This is a genomic window from Bifidobacterium pluvialisilvae (assembly GCF_019331695.1).
GTDB lineage: Bacteria > Actinomycetota > Actinomycetes > Actinomycetales > Bifidobacteriaceae > Galliscardovia > Galliscardovia pluvialisilvae.
Genome location: NZ_JAHBBI010000001.1, coordinates 199731 through 221133 on the forward strand (window position 1 = coordinate 199731; position 21403 = coordinate 221133).

Sequence of the window (21403 nt, forward strand, 5' to 3'; positions counted from 1 at the left end):
ACAGGCGCATAAGGAGAATGGCAATGACGGAAATGAAAACAAAGGCGGGCAGACGCTCACGCGCCTCCCGGAGCCGTGGGGGTTCAGGTTCCGCGGCACTGCGCAAGGGGCCGTCGCTGTGGTATGCGGCCCCGGCGATGATACTGTTCGGCATCTTCGCCCTCATCCCTCTGGTAGGTGTGGTGGTGTTGTCGTTCATGAACTGGGACGGCCTCGGCGCCGTCACCTGGAACGGCTTGGGGAACTGGAAGGCCATGCTCAGCGACCCGCTGACACTCAATGGCCTGAAGCTCACCCTCATCCTCACGCTAGCCTGCTGGGCGGTGCAGACCCCGGTGTCCATTCTCCTTGGCGTCTTCATGGCGGGCAAGCAGAAGTACCGCGCCTTCCTGGCCGTGTTCTTCTTCCTTCCACTGCTGTTCTCCTCCACGGCCGTGGCCATCGCCTTCAAAAACCTGCTAGACCCACAGTTCGGCATCGGCAAAGCCTTCGGCTGGAAATGGCTGGAGCAGAACTTCCTCGGCGATCCGAAGACCGCACTGTGGGTGCTGATTCTCGTGGTCTCCTGGTGCTTCGTACCGTTGCACTCCCTGTTGTACCAAGGTGCCGTAAGGCAGATTCCGGCCAGCCTGTATGAGGCCGCCCGCATCGATGGCGCGGGAACCGTCCGACAGTTCTTCTCCATCACCCTGCCCCAGCTCAAGTACACCTTCGCCACGGATTCCACGCTGATGATTGTCGGCTCGCTGACCTACTTCGATCTGGTCTACGTCATGACCTCGGGCGGACCCGGCAACGCCACCAGGATCATGCCGCTCGACATGTACATCAAGGGCTTCAAGAGCTACGACATGGGCGGTGCCAGTGTGATCGGCGTGCTGATCCTCGCCATGGGTATCGTCATCTCGCTGCTGCTCAACAAGCTTTCGGGCGCCGACAAGATGGAAAGCCAGATGGAGGGTGTGTGATGATTCGTATAAAGGGCAAGGAATACAACATCATCGGCGGTGCGCTCGGCTGGATCTGGCTGCTCATCACCGTCGTGCCGATCTACTATATCGTCGTTACGTCGCTGCGTGAATCCAACGCGGTCTACGCCGACAACCCGCTCTCGTTCCCGGAACACCCGACGGTTTCCGCATACGAACGCGTGTTCGCCAACGACTTCCTCATGTACGTCAAGAACTCGGTGTTCGTCACCATCGTGACCGTGCTGGTCATCCTGCTGGTATGCATCCCCGCCGCCTACGTGATAGTGCGACGAACCGACGCCGGTTCCCGCAGACTGTACAAGATCTTCATCTCAGGACTGGCCATCCCCATGCAGGCGACGATCATCCCCGTCTACTATCTGATCATCCAAATCGGACTGTACGACACCCTTTGGGCGCTGATCCTGCCCTCGGCGGCGTTCGCCATCCCGATCACCATCCTGATTCTGACGAACTTCCTGCGTGACGTCCCGCAGTCGCTGTTCGAGGCCATGGCCGTCGACGGCGCATCCGAGTTCAAGACCATGATTCAGCTGGCGTTGCCGATGGTCAAGCCGGCCGTCATCACGGTCGCCATCTACGATGCGCTCAACGTGTGGAATGGCTTCCTCTTCCCGCTGATCCTCACGCAGAGCACCGAGAACCGTGTCATCCCGTTGTCCCTGTGGCTGTTCCAGGGACAGTTCACCGTGGACGTCCCCGGCATCCTCGCCGCAGTCGTGATATCGGTTCTGCCCATTCTTGCCGCCTACATCATCGGGCGGCGGCAGATGGTCGCCGGTCTTACCGCCGGCTTCGGCAAGTAGCCGATAATATTTCCCGTATGACTTACCACCATACGGGAGCCCCAAAAAGAATGAACGAATCCCGACGCTGACTTCCTCGGCGTCGGGATTCTTGCGTGGGGGGGGGCGAGTTATTCTAAGATGATGCCGTCATTCTCTATGCTGTATGGGAGCGGCATAGTTGTGAAACATTATGTACGCGAATTGTATGAGGGGAGTATCCCATGCCACGCGGTACGCGAATGACACCTACCGTCAAGATGAGTGCGGCCGAGCGGAGGAACAGCATACTCAACACGGCCATGACCCTGGTGGCGAAATACGGATACTGGGGTGCCACCATCCGTGAGATAGCCGAGGCCGAGGGAATCACCGAGGCGGGGGTGCTGTACTACTTCGGCAACAAGGAGAAACTGCTTATCTCGGTGATTGATCATCACGACATGATTACCCGACGTGCGATAGCCGTGAAACTCGGCCTTCCTCCGGACGAAGTCGGCAATGGCATCGCCAACGTGTTTCCCGTGGGATTGCGGGAACTGACCATCGCCAACGTGCAGGTCAATGAGTCGCGATCGGAATTCGTCCGTCTGTATTCCGTATTGCAGGCCGAAGCGCTGGCACCGGAACATCCCGCCTACGAATTCTTCCTCGATCGCGAGCACCGTGTGCTTAGCGAATACGCGGACGGCGCAAGACGTGACGGTGTGGAGAACCCCGAAAGCACGGCCATTGAGGTATTGGGAGCCATGGACGGGCTGCAGTTGCGATGGCTGCATAATCTCGACGGCATCGACTTCGTTGACGAATGGATGCACATCATCAACCGACTGATACCGGAGCATGACGGTAAGTAGTTCGAAGACGACGAAAGGGCCGGTACATCACTGCGATGTACCGGCCCTTTCGTCTCGTCGTGTGATGGCGCGTTGACGACTCGTTGACGACGAGTCAGATCAGCCACGCCACTTGGCGTAGGCCTCGTAGACCTCGGGAGTGGGCTCGGCGGATTCCGTGCCGATGATGGAGATGTCCCAGGAGGGTGTCGGTGCCGAGGCATTGTCCTGCGAAGCCAATACCCATGCGGCCTGACGTGCGGCGCCGATGGCCACATATTCGTCGGTGGCCGGCAGGGTCACATCCATGCCGAAGACCGCGGGGGCGAGCTCGCGAATCGCCTTCGACTTGGCGCCTCCTCCGATAAGCAGGATGCGGTCGATGCTGGCGCCGAGCGCACGGACCAACTCGATGCAGTCGCGCTGGGAGCACAGCAGGGACTCCACGAACGCCCTTGCCAGGTTCTCCTTCGTGGTGTTCGCCAGAGTCAGGCCTTCGAGACGAGCCTTGTCGTTCGGACGGTTCGGCGTGCGCTCGCCGTCGAAATACGGAATCAGCGTGATGCCGCCGGCGCCGGGTTCGGCGGCGAACGCCAGCTCGGCCAGCTCGTCATAATCGACGCCGAGGGCGTGGCGACCGGCATCAAGGATGCGTGAGCCGTTGATGGTGCAGGCCAGCGGCAGGAAGTGGCCGGTGCAGTCGGCGAAGCCGCTGATGGCGCCCGTAAGGTCATACACCGGGTTCTCGGCGATGGCGGCGGCTACACCCGACGTGCCAAGCGACACGGACACGTCGCCGACGGCCATGCCGAGTCCGAGGGAGGCCATGGCGTTGTCGCCGCCGCCGGGGCCGATGAGACAGCCGCCGGGCACATCCTTGCCGGCGATGGCGGGGTCGGCCTTCACCGGAGCCGCGGTGTTGGGGCCGAGGACCACGGGCAGGATGATGTCGTGGCGTCCGATGGCCATGTCGATGAGGTCCGGACGGTACGTGTCGTGGGCGGCGTCGTAGTAGCTGGTGCCGGAGGCGTCGGAACGGTCGGTGAACAGGGAATCGAGATGCGCGTCCTCGCCGGGGCCGACCGGGCCGAATCCCGCGATACGCCAGCTGAGCCAGTCGTGCGGCAAGCAGACCGCGGCGATGCGTGCCGCGTTGTCCGGTTCGTTCTGCGCCACCCACATGATCTTGGTCAGCGTGTACGAGGCAACGGGGGAGGAGCCCACGGCCTTGACCCAGCGCTGGATGCCGCGCTTGTGCGGGTCGTCGCTTTCGCCTTCAGAGGCCGGCGCCTCGCCGAGCATGTCGATGAGCTGTTCGGCCTGCGGGGCGCTGCGGGTGTCGTTCCACAGCAGCGCGTCGCGAACGACGTCGCCCTGTTCGTCGAGCAGCACCATGCCATGCTGCTGGCCTCCCACGGCGATGGCGGACACGTCGTCGAGGCCGCCCGCCTGTTCGGATGCCTCAAGAAACGCGTTCCACCAGGCCTCGGGGTCCACGCTGGTGCCGTCGGGGTGCTTCGCCTGACCGAACCGGACGAGTTCGCCGGTGGCGGCATCGGTGACGCGCACCTTGCAGGACTGCGTGGACGTATCCACGCCGGCAACGAGAATTCGATCGACCATTGATGACTCCTTTGATATCGGGGGAAACTGGCGGGAGATCCCGGATGGGAACCTCGTTGTTGCTCCATCGGTTTTCAGTATACTTGTTTATTAGACGGAAAAACTAAGAGGGTTAAAAATGTATCACTTCTTATCACGTCATAGGTGTATATGACTTGTGCCTACTGTATTCTGAATGTTAAGAGTTAGTTCATTACGATTCTAAAACCCGAAGGTGGATTATCATGCCACGTGCACGCAGCATCAACCAGGACGATCTGCGCAACCACAACCTGTCCGTGGTACTTACCACGCTGCTGCATTCGACGACGCCGCTGTCGCGCGCGCAGCTGGCCAAGGAGACCGGTCTGACGAAGGCGACCATGTCGCTGCTCGCCGAGATTCTGCTCGGCAACGGTGTCGTCGAACAGCTCGCCCCGCAGCAGGAGTCGTCGAACGGCCGCCCCAGCACCCCTCTGGGCTTCCGGTCCGGCAAGTGGGCCGGCATCGGTTTGCAGATCAATACGGACGGATACGGCTACATGGTCCTCGATATCGCCGGCAAGACCGTGGCGCAGGAGTGGGTCGAATGCGACCTCACCAATGCCGACCCGTATGACGCCTTCGCCCGTCTTGACGCTCTTGTCGCCCCCGTGGAGACCCGTCTTAAGAAGCGGCGGTATCGGATTGTCGGCACAGGTCTTGCCCTTCCCGGTCTGGTCGCGGCGGATCGGAGCCTCATCATGGCACCCAATCTGGGATGGTCGAATCTGGAACTGGACCGTTTCGACGTGGTGCGGCGTCTCGACGCCGTGGGCGAGAACGAGGCGAACCTCGCCGCCATCGCCCAAGTGCCGGGCTATGCCGCCCGCCGCACCCGGGCTGAGACGCCCCTCGACCCCAACGACTCATTCCTGTACATATCCACGGACGTCGGCGTCGGCGGTGCCATCGTGCGCTCCGGAAGCGTGGTGCGGGGGGACCATGGGTTCGGCGGCGAACTCGGACACGTCTCCGTGGACATGAACGGCCCGCAGTGCCGTTGCGGCCGTCGGGGATGCCTGGAGATGTACGCGGGTCGCCGGGAGCTGGTCCGGTCGGCCGGCATCGCGGAAGGCGACGAAGCCGCCAGGCCCGAATACGCGGATGAGCTCTACCATCGTTGGCGGGAGGGCGACGGCAAAGCGGTGCGGGCCATCGAGCAGGCGCTGGACGCGATGTCGTCGGTGGCGGTGTCGGTCATCAACATGGTGGACGTCAGCACCATCGTGCTCGGCGGATTCTGGTCCACTTTCGAAGAGGACCTGACCGCGAGACTCCGTATGCGCATCGTGCCGCAGATCCTCGCCAGGTATGCCCTGAACGTGCGTGTGATCGGCTGTCGGACCGTGGACCGGCCGGCGCTGTATGGCGCAGCCTGCCATGGTTTGCGCCAGTTCGTCGAGCATCCGGTCCGCTACCTAAACGTATGAACGTCTCCCCGCTGCGCCGGGCCGTACTCGGGGTATCATCGCAGCGCAAAGATGTCCCACGGGTCGTGTTCGACGACGAACTCGTTGACCGCACGGATTCGGCCGATGATATCGCCGACGAGAGCCGCGATGAGGACCGCCCATGATGCGAACTCGCTGTGGAACATGTATGTCACCGCCAGCATGCCGATGAGCAGGATGACCAGCAGCAGCATGACGATGAGCTGTGCACGGCTCATCATGCGTGACGAACGTGGCAGCGAGACGATCAGCACGCCGATGAGGAACGATGCGACGGTGAGTATGACGGTGATTGCATAGAACATGACTCCCATTGTCCTCCTGACACGGACCTTGCGGAACAGGCCATGGACCGACGTCCGACGCTTCCTGCTGCGTCACTTGCCGTAGGAGCTGCGGTAGGCGGAAGGCGTCATGCCGATTTCTTCCAGGAAACGTCGGTTGAAGTTCGACGCATTACGGTAGCCGCAGGCCGCGCGTATGCGGCTGATGGGCTGGCTGGTGGTCACCAGCAGCTTGCAGGCGTGCGATATGCGCAGCCGTGAGACCAGATCGGAGAAATTGATGCCGGTGGTCTGGTGGAAGAAGCGGGAGAACGCCGCCGGGTTCATGGCCACCCGGTCGGCGATGTCGTCAAGGGATATGTCTCCGCCGAGATTGGCGTTGATGTAGGCCAGGGTCGTGTTGATGCGTTCGGAGACGTCGGAACCGGTGTCCGGGGCGAACGACGGAGTAACGATGGTTTCCCATTCGTCATCCGGGGCAAGAGCGAACACCTGCAGCAGCGCGAGCACGTCGATGAGCCGCTGATACGGCGAGTGGTCCTTTTCCGATTCCAGCAGCTCCGCCGCCCGTGCCGCGGATGCGCCTTTGAGCAGGATGCCGTGGCGCGAACGCTCCAGTACGGTGTGGATGGGAGCCGCTTCGGGAAACAGCCAGACGAGGGACATCAGCTTGTTCGGATGAATCTGGCAGGCCACATCTCGTTCGGACAATACCTCGTCCGTATCGATGTCGGAGATCCAGTGATGGGGCACATTGCTTCCAATCAACGTGAACTGCCCTGGTTCGAACGGGATAAGACCGTCGCCCACCATCATGTAGCCGGTGGATTGCCGGATGAGATGGAATTCGATTTCCGGATGATAGTGCCATTTGGTCAGATTACAGGGGTAGCCGTGTTCCACCCATCGAATCGATGTGTTGTAATCGGGCACGATGACCTCAAGCTGTCCGTTGCCGTTCATCGGTGCTGGCATGATTCACCTCTCGCCGTTATCCTCGGAAATCGGTTTTCACCATACCGCATCCGTCGCACGACATACCGTATGACACCGTATGACATGCGACGGAGGGAATGGGATGCCGTTTTTCCGTCAGGCCGCCGGGCGGGAAGGCGGTCAGGCCGGCTGCGCCGCGGTGAAGGCGGCTTCCTCCAGCTCAAGCTCCTTGCGGCGCTGCTCCTCGGGGAGCTTGCGGCCGTTGAGGTCGAAGCCGGGCTGCTTGGGGTGGATGAACCAGGTGAGCAGCGATCCGATGATGTAGAAGATCGCGTAGGCCCAGCACACGCCGCCGAATCCGACGACGGGGATGAGCAGAGTGGCGATCAGCGGGCCGCCGAAGGTGGAGAGTCCGCTGGCGAGGTTGTTGGCGGAGACCGCTGCGCCCGGATGGTCGGGGATCAGCGCCGGGAAGATGGCGGCCATGGGCACGAACGCCGTGAATCCGAAGGCGAGGATGACGGCGCCGACGATCATCAGCGGCCAGCTTTTGCCGAAGAACTGCGGCACATAGTAGAACCACAGCGTGCCGAGTGCGCACAGGCCGGCGCCGAACCAGCGCATCTGGCGGATCCAGCCGTGCTTGTCGCCTATGCGGCCCCACATCACGTTCGTGAACACGGTGATCACGTTCATCGTGCCCCAGATGACCATCCAGTCGGTCACCTCGAACCACGCGCCGCCGCCGTTGGTGTGGCTGGCCAGATACAGCGGCATGATGACGGGCAGGCCGTAGAGGGAGAAGTTGCAGATGGCGCGGGCGCACACGGCGAGGAACACCTGATGGTCCTGGAAGATCACGGTGACGCCGCGGGCGAGTTCACGGCCCACCTCCTTGCCGGTCATGCCCTTGCCCTTGGCATCGCTGGTCGGCTTGAGGCAGAAGACCACCACGAGAGTGCCCACCACGGCGAACGGTACGGCCACCCACAGTGTGGTGTATTCGCCGAACGCGCGGATCACGGCGCTGGGCACGTAGGTGCCGAGCACGCCGATGCCGATTTCGAACGCGGCCCAGAACAGGCCGACGGCGGAGGCGAGATGGCGCTTGTCGGTGACTTCGGTGATCATCACCAGGAACGAGTACATGAGCAGCGGGTAGCCGATGCCTCGAATGGCGTAGACGGTGAGGATGAACGGGTAGGAGCCGGAAGGAATGGCCACGCCCAGCAGGATGATCTGCAGCACCACCCAGGACACGCCTCCGAAGATCATGACACGCTTGGTTCCGCACAGTTCTGAGACCACGCCGGACGCCCAGGCGGCGAATGCGCCCACCAGACCGTAGATGGTGGGCATCATCGATGCCTGCACGGCCGAGAAGCCCTGGTCGACCATGAAGCGGGAGAGGAATGTGAGTTCGAAGCCGTCGCCCGTCATGAAGATGGCGATAGCGATGTAACCGGCGATGAGTTTCTTGTTGACGCCGAAAAGCATAATTACCCCTTGAAAAGAATGAACGAAGAAACCGATGCTACGCCAAGGCGTTCCCAAGGTTGGCGCTTGCGAACGCACGGGTTACCGGCCCGTGTCCGAAGGCCTTGGCGAGGCATCGTGGAAGGAGAGGAAGAAACGAAAGGAGAGGGGCGCCGGTGCCGTTACGAGGAGCGCGCCGGCGCCTGTGGGGCATGTTTACTGCTGGTCCACGGTGATCTGGATCTTGACGTCCTCCGGACGTACCTCCTCGACGCGCTTGAACGCGTCGATGGCGTTGTCCATGGAGTAGGTGTCCGTGATGAACGGCTTGAGGTTGAGCTTGCCGGCGGCGACCAGATCGATGGCCTTCTGGTAGACGTTGCGGTAGCGGAAGATCGTCATGATGGTGGTCTCGCGGGCCTGTGCGGCGACCACGTCAAAGGGTACCTTGTCCACGGGCATGCCCACGAACACGGTGGTGTTGCCGGGGGCGCCGACCTCGAGGATCGTCTCGAACGACTTCTCGGCGCCGGAGCATTCGAACACCACGTCCGCACCCCAGCCGCCGGTCTCGTCCTTGACCTTCTCGACGAGGTCCTCCTTCTTGAGGTCGACCGGGACGACGCCGGGAATTTGCGAGACGATGTCGAGCTTGACGTCGGAAATGTCGGAGACGTACACCTTTGCGGCGCCGGCCGCCAGCGCGGAGGCCGCGGTCAGGATGCCGACGGTGCCCGAACCGGCTACGACGGCGATGTCGCCGGGCTTGATGCCGGCCTTGGTGGCCGAATGCATGCCCACCGAGAGGGGCTCAAGCAGCGCGCCTTCGCCGAAGCTCATGTTGTCGGGGAGCTTGTAGGTGAATGCGGCGGGGTGGATGACCTGCTCGCACAGGCAGCCGTCCACCGGCGGGGTGGCGAAGAAACGCACGGCCGGGTCGACGTTGTACATTCCCATGCGGCTGGCGCGGGAGGTCATGTCGGGGATGCCAGGCTCCATGGCCACGCGGTCGCCCGGCTTGAAGTCGGTGACGCCGGGGCCGACCTCAAGCACGGTGCCGGCGGCTTCATGTCCGAGGATCATCGGGGCCTTGACGACGAACTGTCCGATGCGTCCGTGCGTGTAGTAGTGCACGTCGGAGCCGCAGATGCCCACGGTGTGCGGGGCGATGCGCAGTTCACCCGGGCCCGGAGCGGGGACGTCCGGTACTTCGCGGATGTTGATCAGACCCTGATGTTCGAGAACGACAGCCTTCATGGTTCCTCCTAATTGTCGTTGACCGTTCCCTCAACCTTGAGTGAATCGGTGCGCCTTCGTTGGCGTTGACACCATCGTAGGACGAAAAAATCCGTCAGATATCGGGTGTCAATAACGAGAAATGATATTAATTTTGCACCTTCGATTTGACAGACATATGCGATGTGTCCTAGATAACATTTTGGATATGGTGAAATATGCTGTTTTGCAGTATGTCAAACATGTTGCCGGATATGCCATTCTTCGAGATGGAGCAGGCGTTCGCATATAGGGACCTATGATGCAAAGAAAGTATCTTTATGGGCTAAGAAAAGTAAAATTGTATCAATGTGCGTGGTTATATGGAAAAAATTGGCCATCTATCCCGTTATATGGGATAGATGGCCTGCTTGGTCTCGCGGTCGAATAGGGCGATACTATTCGTCGACGGAGAACAGCGCCCGATGGTCGCCGCGACGACGGAACTCGCGGACATAGCCCATGCGCTCCACCGTGGTCGCGGCCAGCGGCTGCGGCAGGTCGTCGGGGGAGAACCAGCCGACGGTGAGGCTTTCGTCGTCGCCGACGAACGGGTCCGCATTGCCGCCGGGGGCGAGCGAGCACAGGAACAGATGATCCATGTACATGGCCTGGTCGCCGTTCGCATACGTGATCATGACGGTGGAGGACTTGACCGAGACCAGCTCCGTGGGCACACAGTCCACGCCGGTCTCCTCCTTCACCTCGCGCACGACCGTGACGGCCGGCTCCTCGCCCGGCTCGTTGATGCCGTAGACCATGGCCCATTCGCCCGTGTCGGCGCGACGGCCGAGCAGCACGCGGCCCTCGGCGTCCTCCACATAGGCGGAGACGCCGATGAGCCACAGCGGGTCATGGCCGATCTTCTTCCTCAGTTCCAGCACGAACTCCGGGGTCGCCATGTCAGTCGGCCTTCCCGGCGTCCGCGCCCTTCGCCGCCTGGGCGGCCATCCACGCCTCCACGTCGTCGGGCTGCTTCGGGATGTCGCGGCTGATCCATTCGGGGCCGTCCTCGGTCATGAGCACGTCGTCCTCGATGCGGATGCCGATGCCACGGTATTCGGGCGGCACCAGCAGGTCGTTCTCCTTGAAGTAGAGTCCCGGCTCGATGGTGAACGTGATGCCCGGCGTGATCGGACGATCCTGATACGACTCGAAGCGGGCCTGCGCGCAGTCGTGCACGTCGAGGCCAAGATGATGCGCCACGCCGCAGGCGAGCCAACGGCGGTGCTGCTGGCCCTCGGGGGAGAGCGACTCCTCCACGCTCACCGGCAGGATGCCGAACTCGTGCAGCGACTCGGCGATCGAACGCATCACCGCATCGTGGATGTGATGGTAGGTCACGCCCGGCCTGGCGGCGTCGAAGCCCGCCTGCTGCGCCTTGAGCACGGCCTCATAGAGACGCCGCTGGAACGGCGTGAACCTGCCGTTCGTCGGGAACGTGCGCGTGATGTCGGCCGTGTACAGGCTGTTGACCTCCACGCCGGCGTCGATGAGCAGCAGCTCGCCGGAGCCGATGCTGCCGGTGTTGCGCACCCAGTGCAGCGTGGCCGCGTGCGGGCCCGACGCCACGATGGTCTCATAGCCTTCGTCGTTGCCCTCCTCGCGGGCGTTCGCGTTGAACGCGCCCTCGAGGATGCGTTCGCTGCGCGGCTTGCCGAGCGCACGCGGCAGGGCGGCGAGCATGCGGTCGAAGCCGCGGTGGGTGGCGGCCACGGCCTTGCGCAGCTCGCCCACCTCATACTCGTCCTTGACCATGCGTGCCTCGGCGGCGAACTCGTGCAGACGGTCGTCGGCCGCGCGGTTGCGGTCCGGGTCGTCCCAGCCGTTCTGCTCGCGGATGCGCTCCACCTCGCCGGTGACCTGCGGGTCGGCCTCACGGATCACGCGCAGCTGCACGGCGCCGGCCTCGGGGCCGACGTCCTTGCTCAGCGCGTCGTCGAGCTGGGAGATGTCACGCGTGTCCAGGCCGGTCATCGTGGTGAACTCCTCCAGGCCTGGGCGCGCGCCCACCCAGTATTCGCCGTAGCCGGAACGGTAGTAGTCCTCGGTGGTCTGGTCGGCGCGGGGCTTGAGGAACAGTGTGGCCGTATGGGTCCTGCCGGCCTTCGCCTCCGGCGAGTCGGGGGCCACCGGGTCGAGCACGAGCACTGCGCCGGCCTCGTAGTCCTCGCCGAGGCCCGTGTAGTAGGCGAACGACGTATCGGCGCGGAACGCATAGTCGCAGTCGTTGTTGCGGGCCTTCGGCTGGCCGGCCGGCAGTACGATGCGGCTGTCGGGGAAGCGTTTGCCCAGCGCCTCGAGACGGGCCGGGATGTACTTGCTGGATTCCAGCGGCTCGATGCCGGGGTCGACCGCGCCCCAGCCTTCGGTCATGAACGCCTTGAACGACTCCGACTTCGGGGAGAGCGTGCGGTTCGTCACGCGCTCGCCCACCGCCTGAGCGGTCAGCTCCTCCTCATCCGCCTCGTATCGTTTCGCGGCCTGCGCCCTGCGCGCCTCGTCATCTGCCGACACCATCCGCTCCTTTCATAAGAACATGGTCATATTCCTCGCCCATTGTAGGACCCGAATGTTCGATGATTCGTTTACGCGGACGCCGATTTCGCCGTCCTCACGTGGCCGTGGCCGACGGTCGGACGCCGCGCCGGGGCGGGCGACAGTGTGGAGGATGGGACACGATACGTGCGACGGGATGTTCGCCCATGCCAAAGCGACGTCGGGTGGTCACGGCGATTGCCTAGAATACATCGAGCAAAAAGTAATGTGAATTGATGCCCTGACGGGGCGATGAAGGCGGAGTATGTCGTTCGAACATCCCAACAGGGAGGGCAAGACCCTCGACGAAGTGTACCGTATGATCATGGGACGGGCGCCGGAGCATGACTTCGACCCGAAGATCGACCGCATGGCCGAGATCATGGACATGCTGGGCAACCCCCAGCAGTCGTTCCGTGTGGTGCACATCACCGGCACCAACGGCAAGGGGTCCACGGCCCGCATGGTCGAATCGCTGTGTCGTCATTACGGTCTGCGCACCGGCCTGTACACGTCGCCGCATGTGGAGAAGGTGACCGAACGCATCCGCATCGACGGCCAGCAGCTCTCCGACGACGAGTTCATCGACATCTGGGACCAGGTCAAGGACTTCATCGACCTGCTCGACGCCAAGTCCGCCAAGCTCGGCGACCCGAAGATGAGCTTCTTCGAGGTGCTCACCACCATGGCGTTCTGGGCGTTCGCCGACGCCCCGGTCGACGTGGCCGTCGTCGAGGTCGGCATGGGCGGCCTCTGGGACGCCACCAACGTGCTCGACGGCGACGCCTCCATCATCGGCCCGGTCGACATGGACCACATGCAGTGGCTCGGCGACACCGTCGAACAGATCGCCGAACAGAAGGCCGGCATCATCAAGTCGAACTCCACCGTGATCGTCGGACCGCAACCGCATGCCGAGGCCGTGCTTCCTATCATCGAACGCACCGCGAAGGAGAAGCATGCGCAGGGGCTGGTGCGCGACGGCGAGGAGATGGAAGTCGTCTCCCGCAAGCCCGCCGTCGGCGGCCAGCTCGTCACACTGCGCACGCCCAACGGCCTGTACGAGGATGTTCCCGTCTCCATGTTCGGCGAGCATCAGGCGCATAACGCGCTGAGCGCACTCGCCGCGGCCGAGGTCGTCGTACCGGTCAATGGGCCGCTCGACGGCGACGTCGTGGCCGAATCGCTGAGCTCCGTCAAGGTCCCCGGGCGCATCGAGGTGGTCCGCACCTCGCCGACCATCATCGTGGACGGTGGCCATAACCTCAACGCCGTCAACGCGCTGCGCGACGCCATCGAGGAGAACTTCGACTTCCAGCAGCTCGTCGGCGTGGTCTCCATGATGGCCGACAAGGACGTGGAGGACGTGCTCGGCGTGCTCGAACCCATGCTCGACACCATCGTCGTCACCGAAAACTCGTGGAAGAGCCGCGTCATGCCGGCCGAGGACCTCGAGAAGATCGCCATCGACGTGTTCGGACCGGACCGTGTGATCCGCAAGGACTTCCTGCCCGACGCCATTCAGACGGCGGTGGACCTCGTGGACTCCGCCGATGAGACCGGCGTCGGCTACGGCCACGGCGTGCTCGTCTGCGGCAGCTTCGTCACCGCCGGCGACGCCCGCCACCTGCTCAAGGAACAGGTGAACGAGGACCTCAAAAAGCCGAAGTCCGAACGTGCGGAACAGGACTGAGCGCGTCGACGTCATACAGCATCATCCACGCTTACCGCCGTCATGCATGAATGCATATGTCAGCCATGCACATATGCATGGCATGCATGACGGCCACGTCACCACACAGGCATCACCATGTATCTCAAGGAACTCACCCTCAAGGGATTCAAATCCTTCGCCTCGGCCACCACGATGAGGTTCGAGCCGGGAATCACCGCCGTCGTGGGTCCCAACGGATCGGGCAAATCCAACATCGTCGACGCCCTGACCTGGGTCATGGGCGAGCAGGGTGCGAAGAACCTGCGCGGCACCTCCATGGAGGACGTCATCTTCGCGGGAACCGTCTCGCGTCCGGCATTGGGGCGCGCACAGGTGTCGCTGACCATCGACAACACCGACCGTATGCTCGACATCGACTATACGGAAGTGACGATATCGCGCACCATCTTCCGCAACGGCGGATCCGAATACGCCATCAACGGCACCCCATGCCGACTGCTCGACATCCAGGAGCTGCTCAGCGACACCGGCCTCGGCGCCCAGATGCACGTCATCGTAGGGCAGGGGAGACTCGACCAGATCCTGCACGCCACCCCCGCCGGGCACCGCGCGTTCATCGAGGAGGCCGCCGGCATCCTCAAGCATCGCAAACGCAAGGAACGGGCCCTGCGCAAACTGGCGTCCACCGAGGCCAACCTCGCCCGGCTCGACGACCTGCTCGGTGAAATCCGACGTCAGATGAAACCACTCGGCCGCCAGGCCCGTATCTCCCGCAAGGCGGACCTCATCCAGGCGACCCTGCGCGACGCCCAGGCGCGCCTGCTTGCCGACGACGCCACGCAAACGGCCGGACGGCAGACCCGCAACCGCGCCGAACTCACCCGCATCCGCAGGGAGCTGCGCGAATCACAGCGGGCGCTGGCGGACGTCAACCTGCATATCGAACGCATCGAAGCCGAAACACGCGACTCCAACCCGGCCATGGCACGACTCAACACCGTCTGGCACGACATGGGCCAGATCCAGGAACGACTGCGGTCACTGGCCATGCTGGCCGACGAACGGCAACGCTCCTTGACCGGGCAGATCACGCCCCTGGCGGACGACCCGGAGCCGATGCTCAACCGCGCCGACGAACTGGACCATCAGGCACAGGAGCAACGCGGCATCGTGGAGGGGACGAAGCAACGGTTCGACAATGCCACGGCGGCCCGCATCGACGCCGAAAACCGTCTCGCCGCGGTCCGCGGCACCGCGGCCGAACTGCGCAGCAGCGCCCAACGGCAGGAGGCGCGACTCGCCAAACTCCGTGAACTCATCGCACGGGAGGAGGCGACGGTCCAATCAATCGACACGCAGAAAACCGAACAGACCGAACAGCTGCGCTCGCTGAGCCTACAGCTGGACGAAGCCAAGGCCGACAAGGACCGGCAGCAGCGAATGCTGCACGACGACGACCACCAGCCATCCGACGACCGTCTCACCCAGGCGAAGGCCGCGCTGGAACAGGCGCGGAACGAAGCCTCGGACATCGAAGCGCGCAAGCAGAAGACGGACACGGCCATCGTCTCCCTGCAAGCCAAGGCGGACGCGCTCGCCGACACCCTGGAATCGCGCGGCTCCTCCCAGGCAACGAAAGCCATCACGGAACGGTCCCTGGGCAATCTCGTGGACTTCCTCCACGTCGACGACGGCTGGGAGGACGCGGTTTCCCACACGCTCGGCACCTTCGCCAACGCCGTCATCGTGCGGGACGGCGACACCATGCTGCGCGCATTGGAAACCATCGAACACGACCGCACCGGCAGGGCCGTGCTGATCCGGACGGACGTCGAAGAGCCGTCGTCGATGTCGCCGGCAACTCCTTCCGGACGAAGCCTCGCCGATCTGCTGTCCCCAAACAACGGTGCGAATATCAACAACAGCGCCGATGGCCACAACAGCGCCGACGATACCGTGGCGCAAGCGGTCGTCAACGCCGTGCGACGGCTGGTCGCCGACACGGCGGCGGTGCGCACCCGCCAACAGGCCATCGATGCCATCGACGCCGGATGGCACAGGGCCGTGACCATCGGCGGCGAACTGTTCGTCGCCGGCGTGGCCGCATCCGGAGGCCGGACCTCTGCCCACAGCGACCTGAGTCTCGCCGCACGGCGAGACAAGGCGCTCGCACAGATCGCATCCCTGCGCGAGGAACAGCGAAACCTCGCCGAAGCCCTCGCCGAAGCCCAACGTAAAAGCGGCATGGCGGGGGAGCGCGTCCAACGGGAGCAGACCGCGCTCAATGAACGACGCATGGCGGTCCGACAGCTGGAGACGGCGATTGTCGCAGCCCAACAGCGTATCGACGACATCGTCACACGACAGACGGCGACGCGGAACCGGATGCAGATGCTCATCGACAACAGCGCCGCACGTCGCCGAACCCTCGACGAACTCCACCGGTCTTGGGAGGCCGAAAGCCGGCAAGACGACAACCAGGCCGATGCCGACGAACTCGCCACCCGCGAACGCGAACTCGAAACGACGCTTACGACCCTGCGCGAGGCGGAAACCGACGCCAGAATGCAATGGTCCGAAGCCACGCACCGGCTGCAATCCTACGAGCGACAGGCCGACCTTCTGCGCGGCAACGCGAAACAGGCCGAGGAACGTCGCGTTCGCGTCGAAGAACTCAACCGGCGCCGTCGCGAACAAGCCGACCATGCGGCTCGCATAGCCGCCATGGCCCGCACGGCCGCGGCACGTCTCGGCGAACGCATCGGAGCGGTGGAACGGGAGCGTGACGATGTCCAACGAACCATCGCCGCCCATGACGGCGAACTCGCCAGGCTGCGCGCCCGACGCGACGAACTCGCCCCCACCGTCAGCACACTGCGAGTCCACGAGCACGAGCTCGACCTCGAACGGGAACGACTCGCCGCCGAGCACGGGCAGACCGCGCAGAAGATACGTGACGTCCTCGGCATGGGCGTCGACGACGTCATACGCGAATACGGGCCCGACGTACCCGTGCCGCTGCCCGGAGACGACCCCGACGGCGAAACCCGTACGGAACCGTACTCCCGCGAAACCCAGACCAGACGACTCGAACGGGCCAGACGCGACCTCGCCAAGCTTGGACGGGTGAACCCGCTCGCCACCGAGGAGTTCGAGGCGTTGGAGGCGCGCAACAGGTACCTCAACGACCAGCGCGACGACGTCATCACCTCGCGCGACGACCTCATGGCGCTGATACGCCGGCTCGACGCCACCATGGTCGACGTGTTCCGCAAGGCGTTCGACGACACGGCCGCCGCCTTCGAGCGGATGTTCGCCATCCTGTTCCCCGGCGGCCAGGGCACGCTGAAACTCGAGAACCCGGACGACCTGCTCACCACCGGCGTGCTTGTGCAGGCGCGTCCGGCCGGCAAACGCGTCCGGCAGCTGAGCCTGCTCTCCGGCGGAGAGCGCTCGCTGACGGCCCTGGCGTTCCTGTTCGCCATTTTCGAGGCCCGTCCCAGCCCGTTCTATGTGATGGACGAGGTGGAGGCGGCGCTTGACGACGTGAACCTGACCCGCCTGCTGGGGGCGTTCGACCGGCTGCGCGAACATGCCCAGCTCATCGTCATCACGCATCAGCAGCGCACCATGGGCATCGCCGACGCCCTGTACGGTGTGACGATGCGCGCCGACGGCGTCACCGCGGTGATATCCCAGCGGCTGGATCGATCACGGGAACGGATCGCCGATAGAAAATAGACGGATGCAGTGCGGGGCGGGAGGATTCAGGGGAATCCATCCCGCCCCGCACTCGTATTCGCTGATGGGACGTCGTTCGTTCAACAATCCTAGAAGCCGGTGTTGGTGGGCTTGGGGTAGTACTTGCCGAACTTGCGGTACTGGTTGAGCTCGGATTCGGTCAGATGCAGCCAACGCTTGAATCCGCCGTCCTTCGGATTGCGCTGCGGGTTGATGCGGCCGGCCTTCTGGAGCCTGCGCACCTGCGCCTTGAGGTCCGGGTCGACCACGTAGCGCAGCAGCAGACGGTTGGGGATGATCGAGTACAGCACTTCGCCGTCGGCCGTGCGCGGCGCCATCGGATGCCCGTCGATCACGTCGGAGACCAGCACCTCCATCGGGTTGATGCCGGCGCCGGCCACGTAGAAGTTGTTGCGGCCGATGCGCGGATTGACCTCAAGGAAGTAGAACCTGCCGGTGTGAGGGTCGCGCTTGACGTCGAAGTTGGCGAATCCGCGGTAGGGGAGCGATTCAAGGAACCGTTTCGCCGGCCGGAGGATCTCGTCGATCGGTTCGGTGATCATGGCGCACGGATTGCCCAGCGTGGCGGGGTGATGCTCCTCGAGCAGCACGTGCGCCGAGCACAGCAGCGACACCGTCCCGGTGGAATCCACGTACGCGGTCACCGAATACATTTCGGTGTCGTCGCCCTCCACGAGCTCCTGCGCCACGAACGTGCCTCGGAATCCCGCGTCGGCCAACGTGTGCCACAGTGCGGTCAGCTGCTCGTCCGTGTCGATGCGGTACACCTTCTGCCGTCCCTCGAACAGCAGGTTCTCGTATTCGGAGCTGTCGGCCGGCTTGGCGACCACGGGGAACGTCAGGTCGGCGGGCGTCGGCTGCGGGGTCCATCCCTCGTCGCCGGCGTGGGAGAAGTCCTCGTAGAACGACTTCGGCACCGGCATGCCCTGCGCAGTGGCCAGACGCTCGAACTCCTGCTTGTCGCTCACCTGCTCGATGACGTCCAACGGCGGGATGGGCACCACGTAATACCGTTCCAGCTCCTCGCGGTGCGTGGCCATCACGTGGATGCGCCAGTCGGTGTTGGCCAGCAGCAGCAGCTTCCTCCGCGGGTTGCGGCGTTTGAGGTCCTCACCCAGCCGCAGCAGCTCGTCGATCAGGGGCCCCTCCTCGTTGGCCTCGGCGAACTCGTGTCGCGTCAGGATCGACGAATCCCGGATCGCGTTCGGATTGTATGCGGTCACCATGATCGGCTTGACGTCGTATGCGTCGTTGAGTTCGCGGGCCAGCGCGTATGCGCCGAGGTCGCCGCCGAGAATGACCGGCTGGAAAGTTGCCATATGTGATACGTCCTTTGTCGTGCTATGACCTGCGTTCGCAGGATTCTTCGACATCCCGGGAAGAGGATGCCCCGTTGCGAGGCTCCAGCCATTTTACAATGGTGTCGTTGTCGTCAAGAAAAGAGGATTCATGAATGATCGACTGACGTCCCGTCAGCGGACCACGGAGCTTCGCGACGCCCTGGCCGGGCGGACGGGAACGGACGCCCGCGACTGGTTCCCCGTGTTCAAGGCCCGGTACGGCATGCTGACGGTCCTCCGATCCGTCGACGGACGTCGGGGCCGCGGGGCCGTGATGACCCAGCTGTTCACCTGCTGCACCGCCGTCGACCCCATCGTATGTTCCGGGTTCACGCCACGGTACGTCGACGTGGACGCCGACACGTTGTCGATTGATGCGGACGCCGCGGAGGACTACGTGTCGGGGCATTCCGACGAAGGCCTCCGCGCGGTCATGCTGCAGCATACGTTCGGATTGATAGACGACGCCTCCTCGCGCAGGATCGCCGGCCTCGCGCGGAAGCACGGCGCCCTGGTCATCGAGGACTGCGCGCATTGCGTGACGCGCATGGCCGTCGCCGGTGACGGCTCACCGCTCGCCGATGTATCCGTGCATTCCTTCGGTGTGGAGAAGATACTGCCCACGCGGTTCGGCGGCGCCATCTGGGTCAATCCACGGCTGGCGGAGACCGATCCCCAGCTCGACGCCGACCTTCGCCGCCATCTCGACCATCTGCCGGTGCCGCCGCGGCGCATCGACATGGTCACCCGGCTGTATGTGAACGAGAACCGTGTGTTGGGACGGTTGCCCGGGGGATCGGGCGGCCGCATGCGCTCGCTGCTGACGGACATCGGCCTGTACGAGCCGCCGATCGCCGCGTCCGAGCAGCGGGGCGGGCTCGCCTATGAACCCATGGGCATGACCCCGTGGATGGTGCGACGGGCCGTGGCGGGCATTCGCGGACTGGACGCCAACGAGGAGGGGCGTCGCCGTGTGACGACCGTGTATCGTGACGGGCTGCGCGACCTCGCCGGCCTGGATATCCCCGGCGGAATCCTTGACGGGGACGCCCAGCCGCTGCTGAGGTTCCCCCTGTTCGCGCACGACACCGCGGAGGCGGAACGCGTCATCGCCGCCGTACGCGCCGTGGGCGGCTACGCCGAACGTTGGTACCGTCCCGAACTGTTCCCCGGCGTCACCGACGACCACGCCTATGGCCTCGATGCGCTCGACCGTTCCACGGTGCCGGTCACGGGACGGTTGGTCGAAGGCGCGGTGAGCCTGCCCACCGAGGTCAGCCTCGACAAGGCCGGCGAGATCGTCACGGCCGTACGTTCCGTCATCGCGTGACGGCCGGCCGGTAACGGAAAAGGCGTCGCTCGGAACGAACCGGACGACGCCTTTTACCGTACGGCAGGGGCGCCGAGCTATTTCCTCAGCACGTCCTTGACGGACTTGGCGACCTTGAGGGAACGGTAGAACGCCTTCTTGATCGGCATGTCGTGCCCGGCGGCCACGGGCGTGATCTCGTCGGTGAACTTGCACTTGAACTCGTTGAGGCCCTTGAGACTCGGCGCGAAGTCGGAGCCGATGCCCATGAGGTCGTATTCGGTGATGCCCTGCGAGCCCAGCATGCAGCACTCGTTGTACAGGAGCTTGTCGGTCACGTGCAGGCGCATAACCTCGTTGCGCATGCCGGCGTAGTAGCGCACCGCATGCGTGCCGTTCACGGTGACGATGGACCAGGCGACCACGCGGCCGTCGATGCGGGAGGCGAACACGCGGCAGTGGTCGGGGCCGAGCGCGCCGATCATGTCGGAATAGTCGGTGATGGGCGCCGGGGTGAAACCGTCGCGTTTGCCGGTCTCCACCATCACGTCGTAATACTCGGTGAAGTCCTTGAGCGCCTGCTCGGTCTCGTCGGCGCTGTCGGCGGGGCACTCACGCAGCGCCTTGCGCACGTCGCGGCGGCCACGGCGCTTCATGCGCTTGAGGATCTCCTCGTCGCCGCCGGTCACGTCGATGACCACGGTCTGGTCGTACGGCACGGTGGACAGCACGGTGTCGTAGTCCTCGCCGAACCACACGTCGAGACGCAGGAACGCCTGACGCTTGTCCTCGCCATGCACGAAATCGACGATGGCCTTCACCACGTCGCGTTCCAGCGCCTGCTCCGGCTTGCCGTCCAGCCACACCGGGCCGTGCATGGAACGCAGATAATGGTAGCCGTGCGTCTCCATGTCGATGAGCAGCAGCACGGCCACCGGCTCGCCGTCGCGCTTCGCGACCAGCACGCCCCACGGCTCACGGCCGGGGATGTCCTTCTGGAACTTTGCCCACACCTCGGTCTGCTCGATCGGCAGCGTGACGCCTGCCGCCGACGCCAGCCGGTCGCAGTCCTCGAACGACGTCTTCTCAACGGAAATCAT

The 21403-nt window shown here is 63.9% G+C and carries 16 protein-coding genes; 7 read left to right on the top strand and 9 right to left on the bottom strand.

Annotation, left to right across the window (positions count from 1 at the left end; translation table 11 throughout):
* Nucleotides 1-23 precede the first annotated feature (23 nt).
* From KIH77_RS00770 to KIH77_RS00780, 3 genes are all read left to right on the top strand, one after another.
* Nucleotides 24-968, top strand: a complete 945-nt coding sequence (locus KIH77_RS00770; protein ID WP_219099181.1) for a carbohydrate ABC transporter permease — start codon at nucleotides 24-26, stop codon at nucleotides 966-968.
* The gene (locus KIH77_RS00775; RefSeq protein WP_236024379.1) at nucleotides 968-1798 is read left to right on the top strand and encodes a carbohydrate ABC transporter permease; all 831 of its coding nucleotides are present in this window, start codon (nucleotides 968-970) and stop codon (nucleotides 1796-1798) included. Before KIH77_RS00770 ends, KIH77_RS00775 begins: the two co-directional genes overlap by 1 nt.
* 221 nt (nucleotides 1799-2019) lie before the next feature.
* A complete protein-coding gene (locus tag KIH77_RS00780; protein WP_219099183.1) occupies nucleotides 2020-2634 on the top strand; it encodes a TetR/AcrR family transcriptional regulator in 615 nt (204 codons plus the stop codon).
* A gap of 99 nt (nucleotides 2635-2733) precedes the next feature.
* On the opposite strand, the gene KIH77_RS00785 is transcribed toward KIH77_RS00780, so the two are convergent.
* The gene (locus tag KIH77_RS00785) at nucleotides 2734-4236 is read right to left on the bottom strand and encodes a xylulokinase (RefSeq protein WP_219099184.1); all 1503 of its coding nucleotides are present in this window, start codon (nucleotides 4234-4236) and stop codon (nucleotides 2734-2736) included.
* A gap of 224 nt (nucleotides 4237-4460) precedes the next feature.
* Between KIH77_RS00785 and KIH77_RS00790 the strand changes: the two genes are divergently transcribed.
* Nucleotides 4461-5687 (top strand): ROK family protein, encoded by a 1227-nt coding sequence (locus KIH77_RS00790; RefSeq protein WP_219099185.1) that lies wholly within the window; start codon nucleotides 4461-4463, stop codon nucleotides 5685-5687.
* A 35-nt stretch (nucleotides 5688-5722) separates the two neighbouring features.
* On the opposite strand, the gene KIH77_RS00795 is transcribed toward KIH77_RS00790, so the two are convergent.
* From KIH77_RS00795 to KIH77_RS00820, 6 genes are all read right to left on the bottom strand, one after another.
* Nucleotides 5723-6013, bottom strand: coding sequence for a hypothetical protein (locus tag KIH77_RS00795; protein ID WP_219099186.1), 291 nt, complete (start codon nucleotides 6011-6013; stop codon nucleotides 5723-5725).
* A 72-nt stretch (nucleotides 6014-6085) separates the two neighbouring features.
* Nucleotides 6086-6967, bottom strand: a complete 882-nt coding sequence (locus tag KIH77_RS00800) for a helix-turn-helix domain-containing protein (RefSeq protein WP_219099187.1) — start codon at nucleotides 6965-6967, stop codon at nucleotides 6086-6088.
* 141 nt (nucleotides 6968-7108) lie between these two features.
* Entirely contained in the window at nucleotides 7109-8425 is a 1317-nt protein-coding gene (locus KIH77_RS00805) for an MFS transporter (RefSeq protein ID WP_219099188.1), read from the bottom strand.
* A 195-nt stretch (nucleotides 8426-8620) separates the two neighbouring features.
* Nucleotides 8621-9661, bottom strand: coding sequence for an NAD(P)-dependent alcohol dehydrogenase (locus KIH77_RS00810; RefSeq protein WP_219099189.1), 1041 nt, complete (start codon nucleotides 9659-9661; stop codon nucleotides 8621-8623).
* A 416-nt stretch (nucleotides 9662-10077) separates the two neighbouring features.
* Nucleotides 10078-10581 carry an NUDIX hydrolase gene (locus KIH77_RS00815; protein ID WP_219099190.1) on the bottom strand — a complete coding sequence of 168 codons (504 nt, stop codon included), beginning with the start codon at nucleotides 10579-10581 and terminating at the stop codon, nucleotides 10078-10080.
* 1 nt (nucleotide 10582) lies between these two features.
* A complete protein-coding gene (locus KIH77_RS00820) occupies nucleotides 10583-12199 on the bottom strand; it encodes an aminopeptidase P family protein (protein WP_219099191.1) in 1617 nt (538 codons plus the stop codon).
* A gap of 283 nt (nucleotides 12200-12482) precedes the next feature.
* On the opposite strand from KIH77_RS00820, the gene KIH77_RS00825 reads away from it, so the two are divergent.
* Nucleotides 12483-13910: a bifunctional folylpolyglutamate synthase/dihydrofolate synthase gene (locus KIH77_RS00825; RefSeq protein ID WP_219099192.1), complete on the top strand. Its 1428-nt coding sequence runs from the start codon at nucleotides 12483-12485 to the stop codon at nucleotides 13908-13910.
* Between the two features lie 117 nt (nucleotides 13911-14027).
* Complete coding sequence (gene smc, locus KIH77_RS00830) at nucleotides 14028-17633, top strand: chromosome segregation protein SMC (RefSeq protein ID WP_219099193.1); 3606 nt, start codon at nucleotides 14028-14030, stop codon at nucleotides 17631-17633.
* 89 nt (nucleotides 17634-17722) lie between these two features.
* Here the strand turns inward: smc and KIH77_RS00835 are convergent, their stop codons facing one another.
* Nucleotides 17723-18973, bottom strand: a complete 1251-nt coding sequence (locus KIH77_RS00835; RefSeq protein ID WP_219099194.1) for a carboxylate--amine ligase — start codon at nucleotides 18971-18973, stop codon at nucleotides 17723-17725.
* Nucleotides 18974-19103: 130 nt separating this feature from the next.
* On the opposite strand from KIH77_RS00835, the gene KIH77_RS00840 reads away from it, so the two are divergent.
* Nucleotides 19104-20324 (top strand): DegT/DnrJ/EryC1/StrS family aminotransferase, encoded by a 1221-nt coding sequence (locus KIH77_RS00840; protein WP_219099195.1) that lies wholly within the window; start codon nucleotides 19104-19106, stop codon nucleotides 20322-20324.
* A 77-nt stretch (nucleotides 20325-20401) separates the two neighbouring features.
* Here KIH77_RS00840 and KIH77_RS00845 read toward each other — a convergent pair whose 3' ends face one another.
* The gene (locus tag KIH77_RS00845; RefSeq protein WP_219099196.1) at nucleotides 20402-21403 is read right to left on the bottom strand and encodes a lipid II:glycine glycyltransferase FemX; all 1002 of its coding nucleotides are present in this window, start codon (nucleotides 21401-21403) and stop codon (nucleotides 20402-20404) included.

Coding starts and splice junctions, on each gene's coding strand:
- KIH77_RS00770 (WP_219099181.1), top strand. CDS start 24: ATGACGGAAATGAAAACAAAGGCGGGCAGACGCTCACGCGCCTCCCGG.
- KIH77_RS00775 (WP_236024379.1), top strand. CDS start 968: ATGATTCGTATAAAGGGCAAGGAATACAACATCATCGGCGGTGCGCTC.
- KIH77_RS00780 (WP_219099183.1), top strand. CDS start 2,020: ATGACACCTACCGTCAAGATGAGTGCGGCCGAGCGGAGGAACAGCATA.
- KIH77_RS00785 (WP_219099184.1), bottom strand. CDS start 4,236: ATGGTCGATCGAATTCTCGTTGCCGGCGTGGATACGTCCACGCAGTCC.
- KIH77_RS00790 (WP_219099185.1), top strand. CDS start 4,461: ATGCCACGTGCACGCAGCATCAACCAGGACGATCTGCGCAACCACAAC.
- KIH77_RS00795 (WP_219099186.1), bottom strand. CDS start 6,013: ATGTTCTATGCAATCACCGTCATACTCACCGTCGCATCGTTCCTCATC.
- KIH77_RS00800 (WP_219099187.1), bottom strand. CDS start 6,967: ATGCCAGCACCGATGAACGGCAACGGACAGCTTGAGGTCATCGTGCCC.
- KIH77_RS00805 (WP_219099188.1), bottom strand. CDS start 8,425: ATGCTTTTCGGCGTCAACAAGAAACTCATCGCCGGTTACATCGCTATC.
- KIH77_RS00810 (WP_219099189.1), bottom strand. CDS start 9,661: ATGAAGGCTGTCGTTCTCGAACATCAGGGTCTGATCAACATCCGCGAA.
- KIH77_RS00815 (WP_219099190.1), bottom strand. CDS start 10,581: ATGGCGACCCCGGAGTTCGTGCTGGAACTGAGGAAGAAGATCGGCCAT.
- KIH77_RS00820 (WP_219099191.1), bottom strand. CDS start 12,199: ATGGTGTCGGCAGATGACGAGGCGCGCAGGGCGCAGGCCGCGAAACGA.
- KIH77_RS00825 (WP_219099192.1), top strand. CDS start 12,483: ATGTCGTTCGAACATCCCAACAGGGAGGGCAAGACCCTCGACGAAGTG.
- smc (WP_219099193.1), top strand. CDS start 14,028: ATGTATCTCAAGGAACTCACCCTCAAGGGATTCAAATCCTTCGCCTCG.
- KIH77_RS00835 (WP_219099194.1), bottom strand. CDS start 18,973: ATGGCAACTTTCCAGCCGGTCATTCTCGGCGGCGACCTCGGCGCATAC.
- KIH77_RS00840 (WP_219099195.1), top strand. CDS start 19,104: ATGAATGATCGACTGACGTCCCGTCAGCGGACCACGGAGCTTCGCGAC.
- KIH77_RS00845 (WP_219099196.1), bottom strand. CDS start 21,403: ATGATTTCCGTTGAGAAGACGTCGTTCGAGGACTGCGACCGGCTGGCG.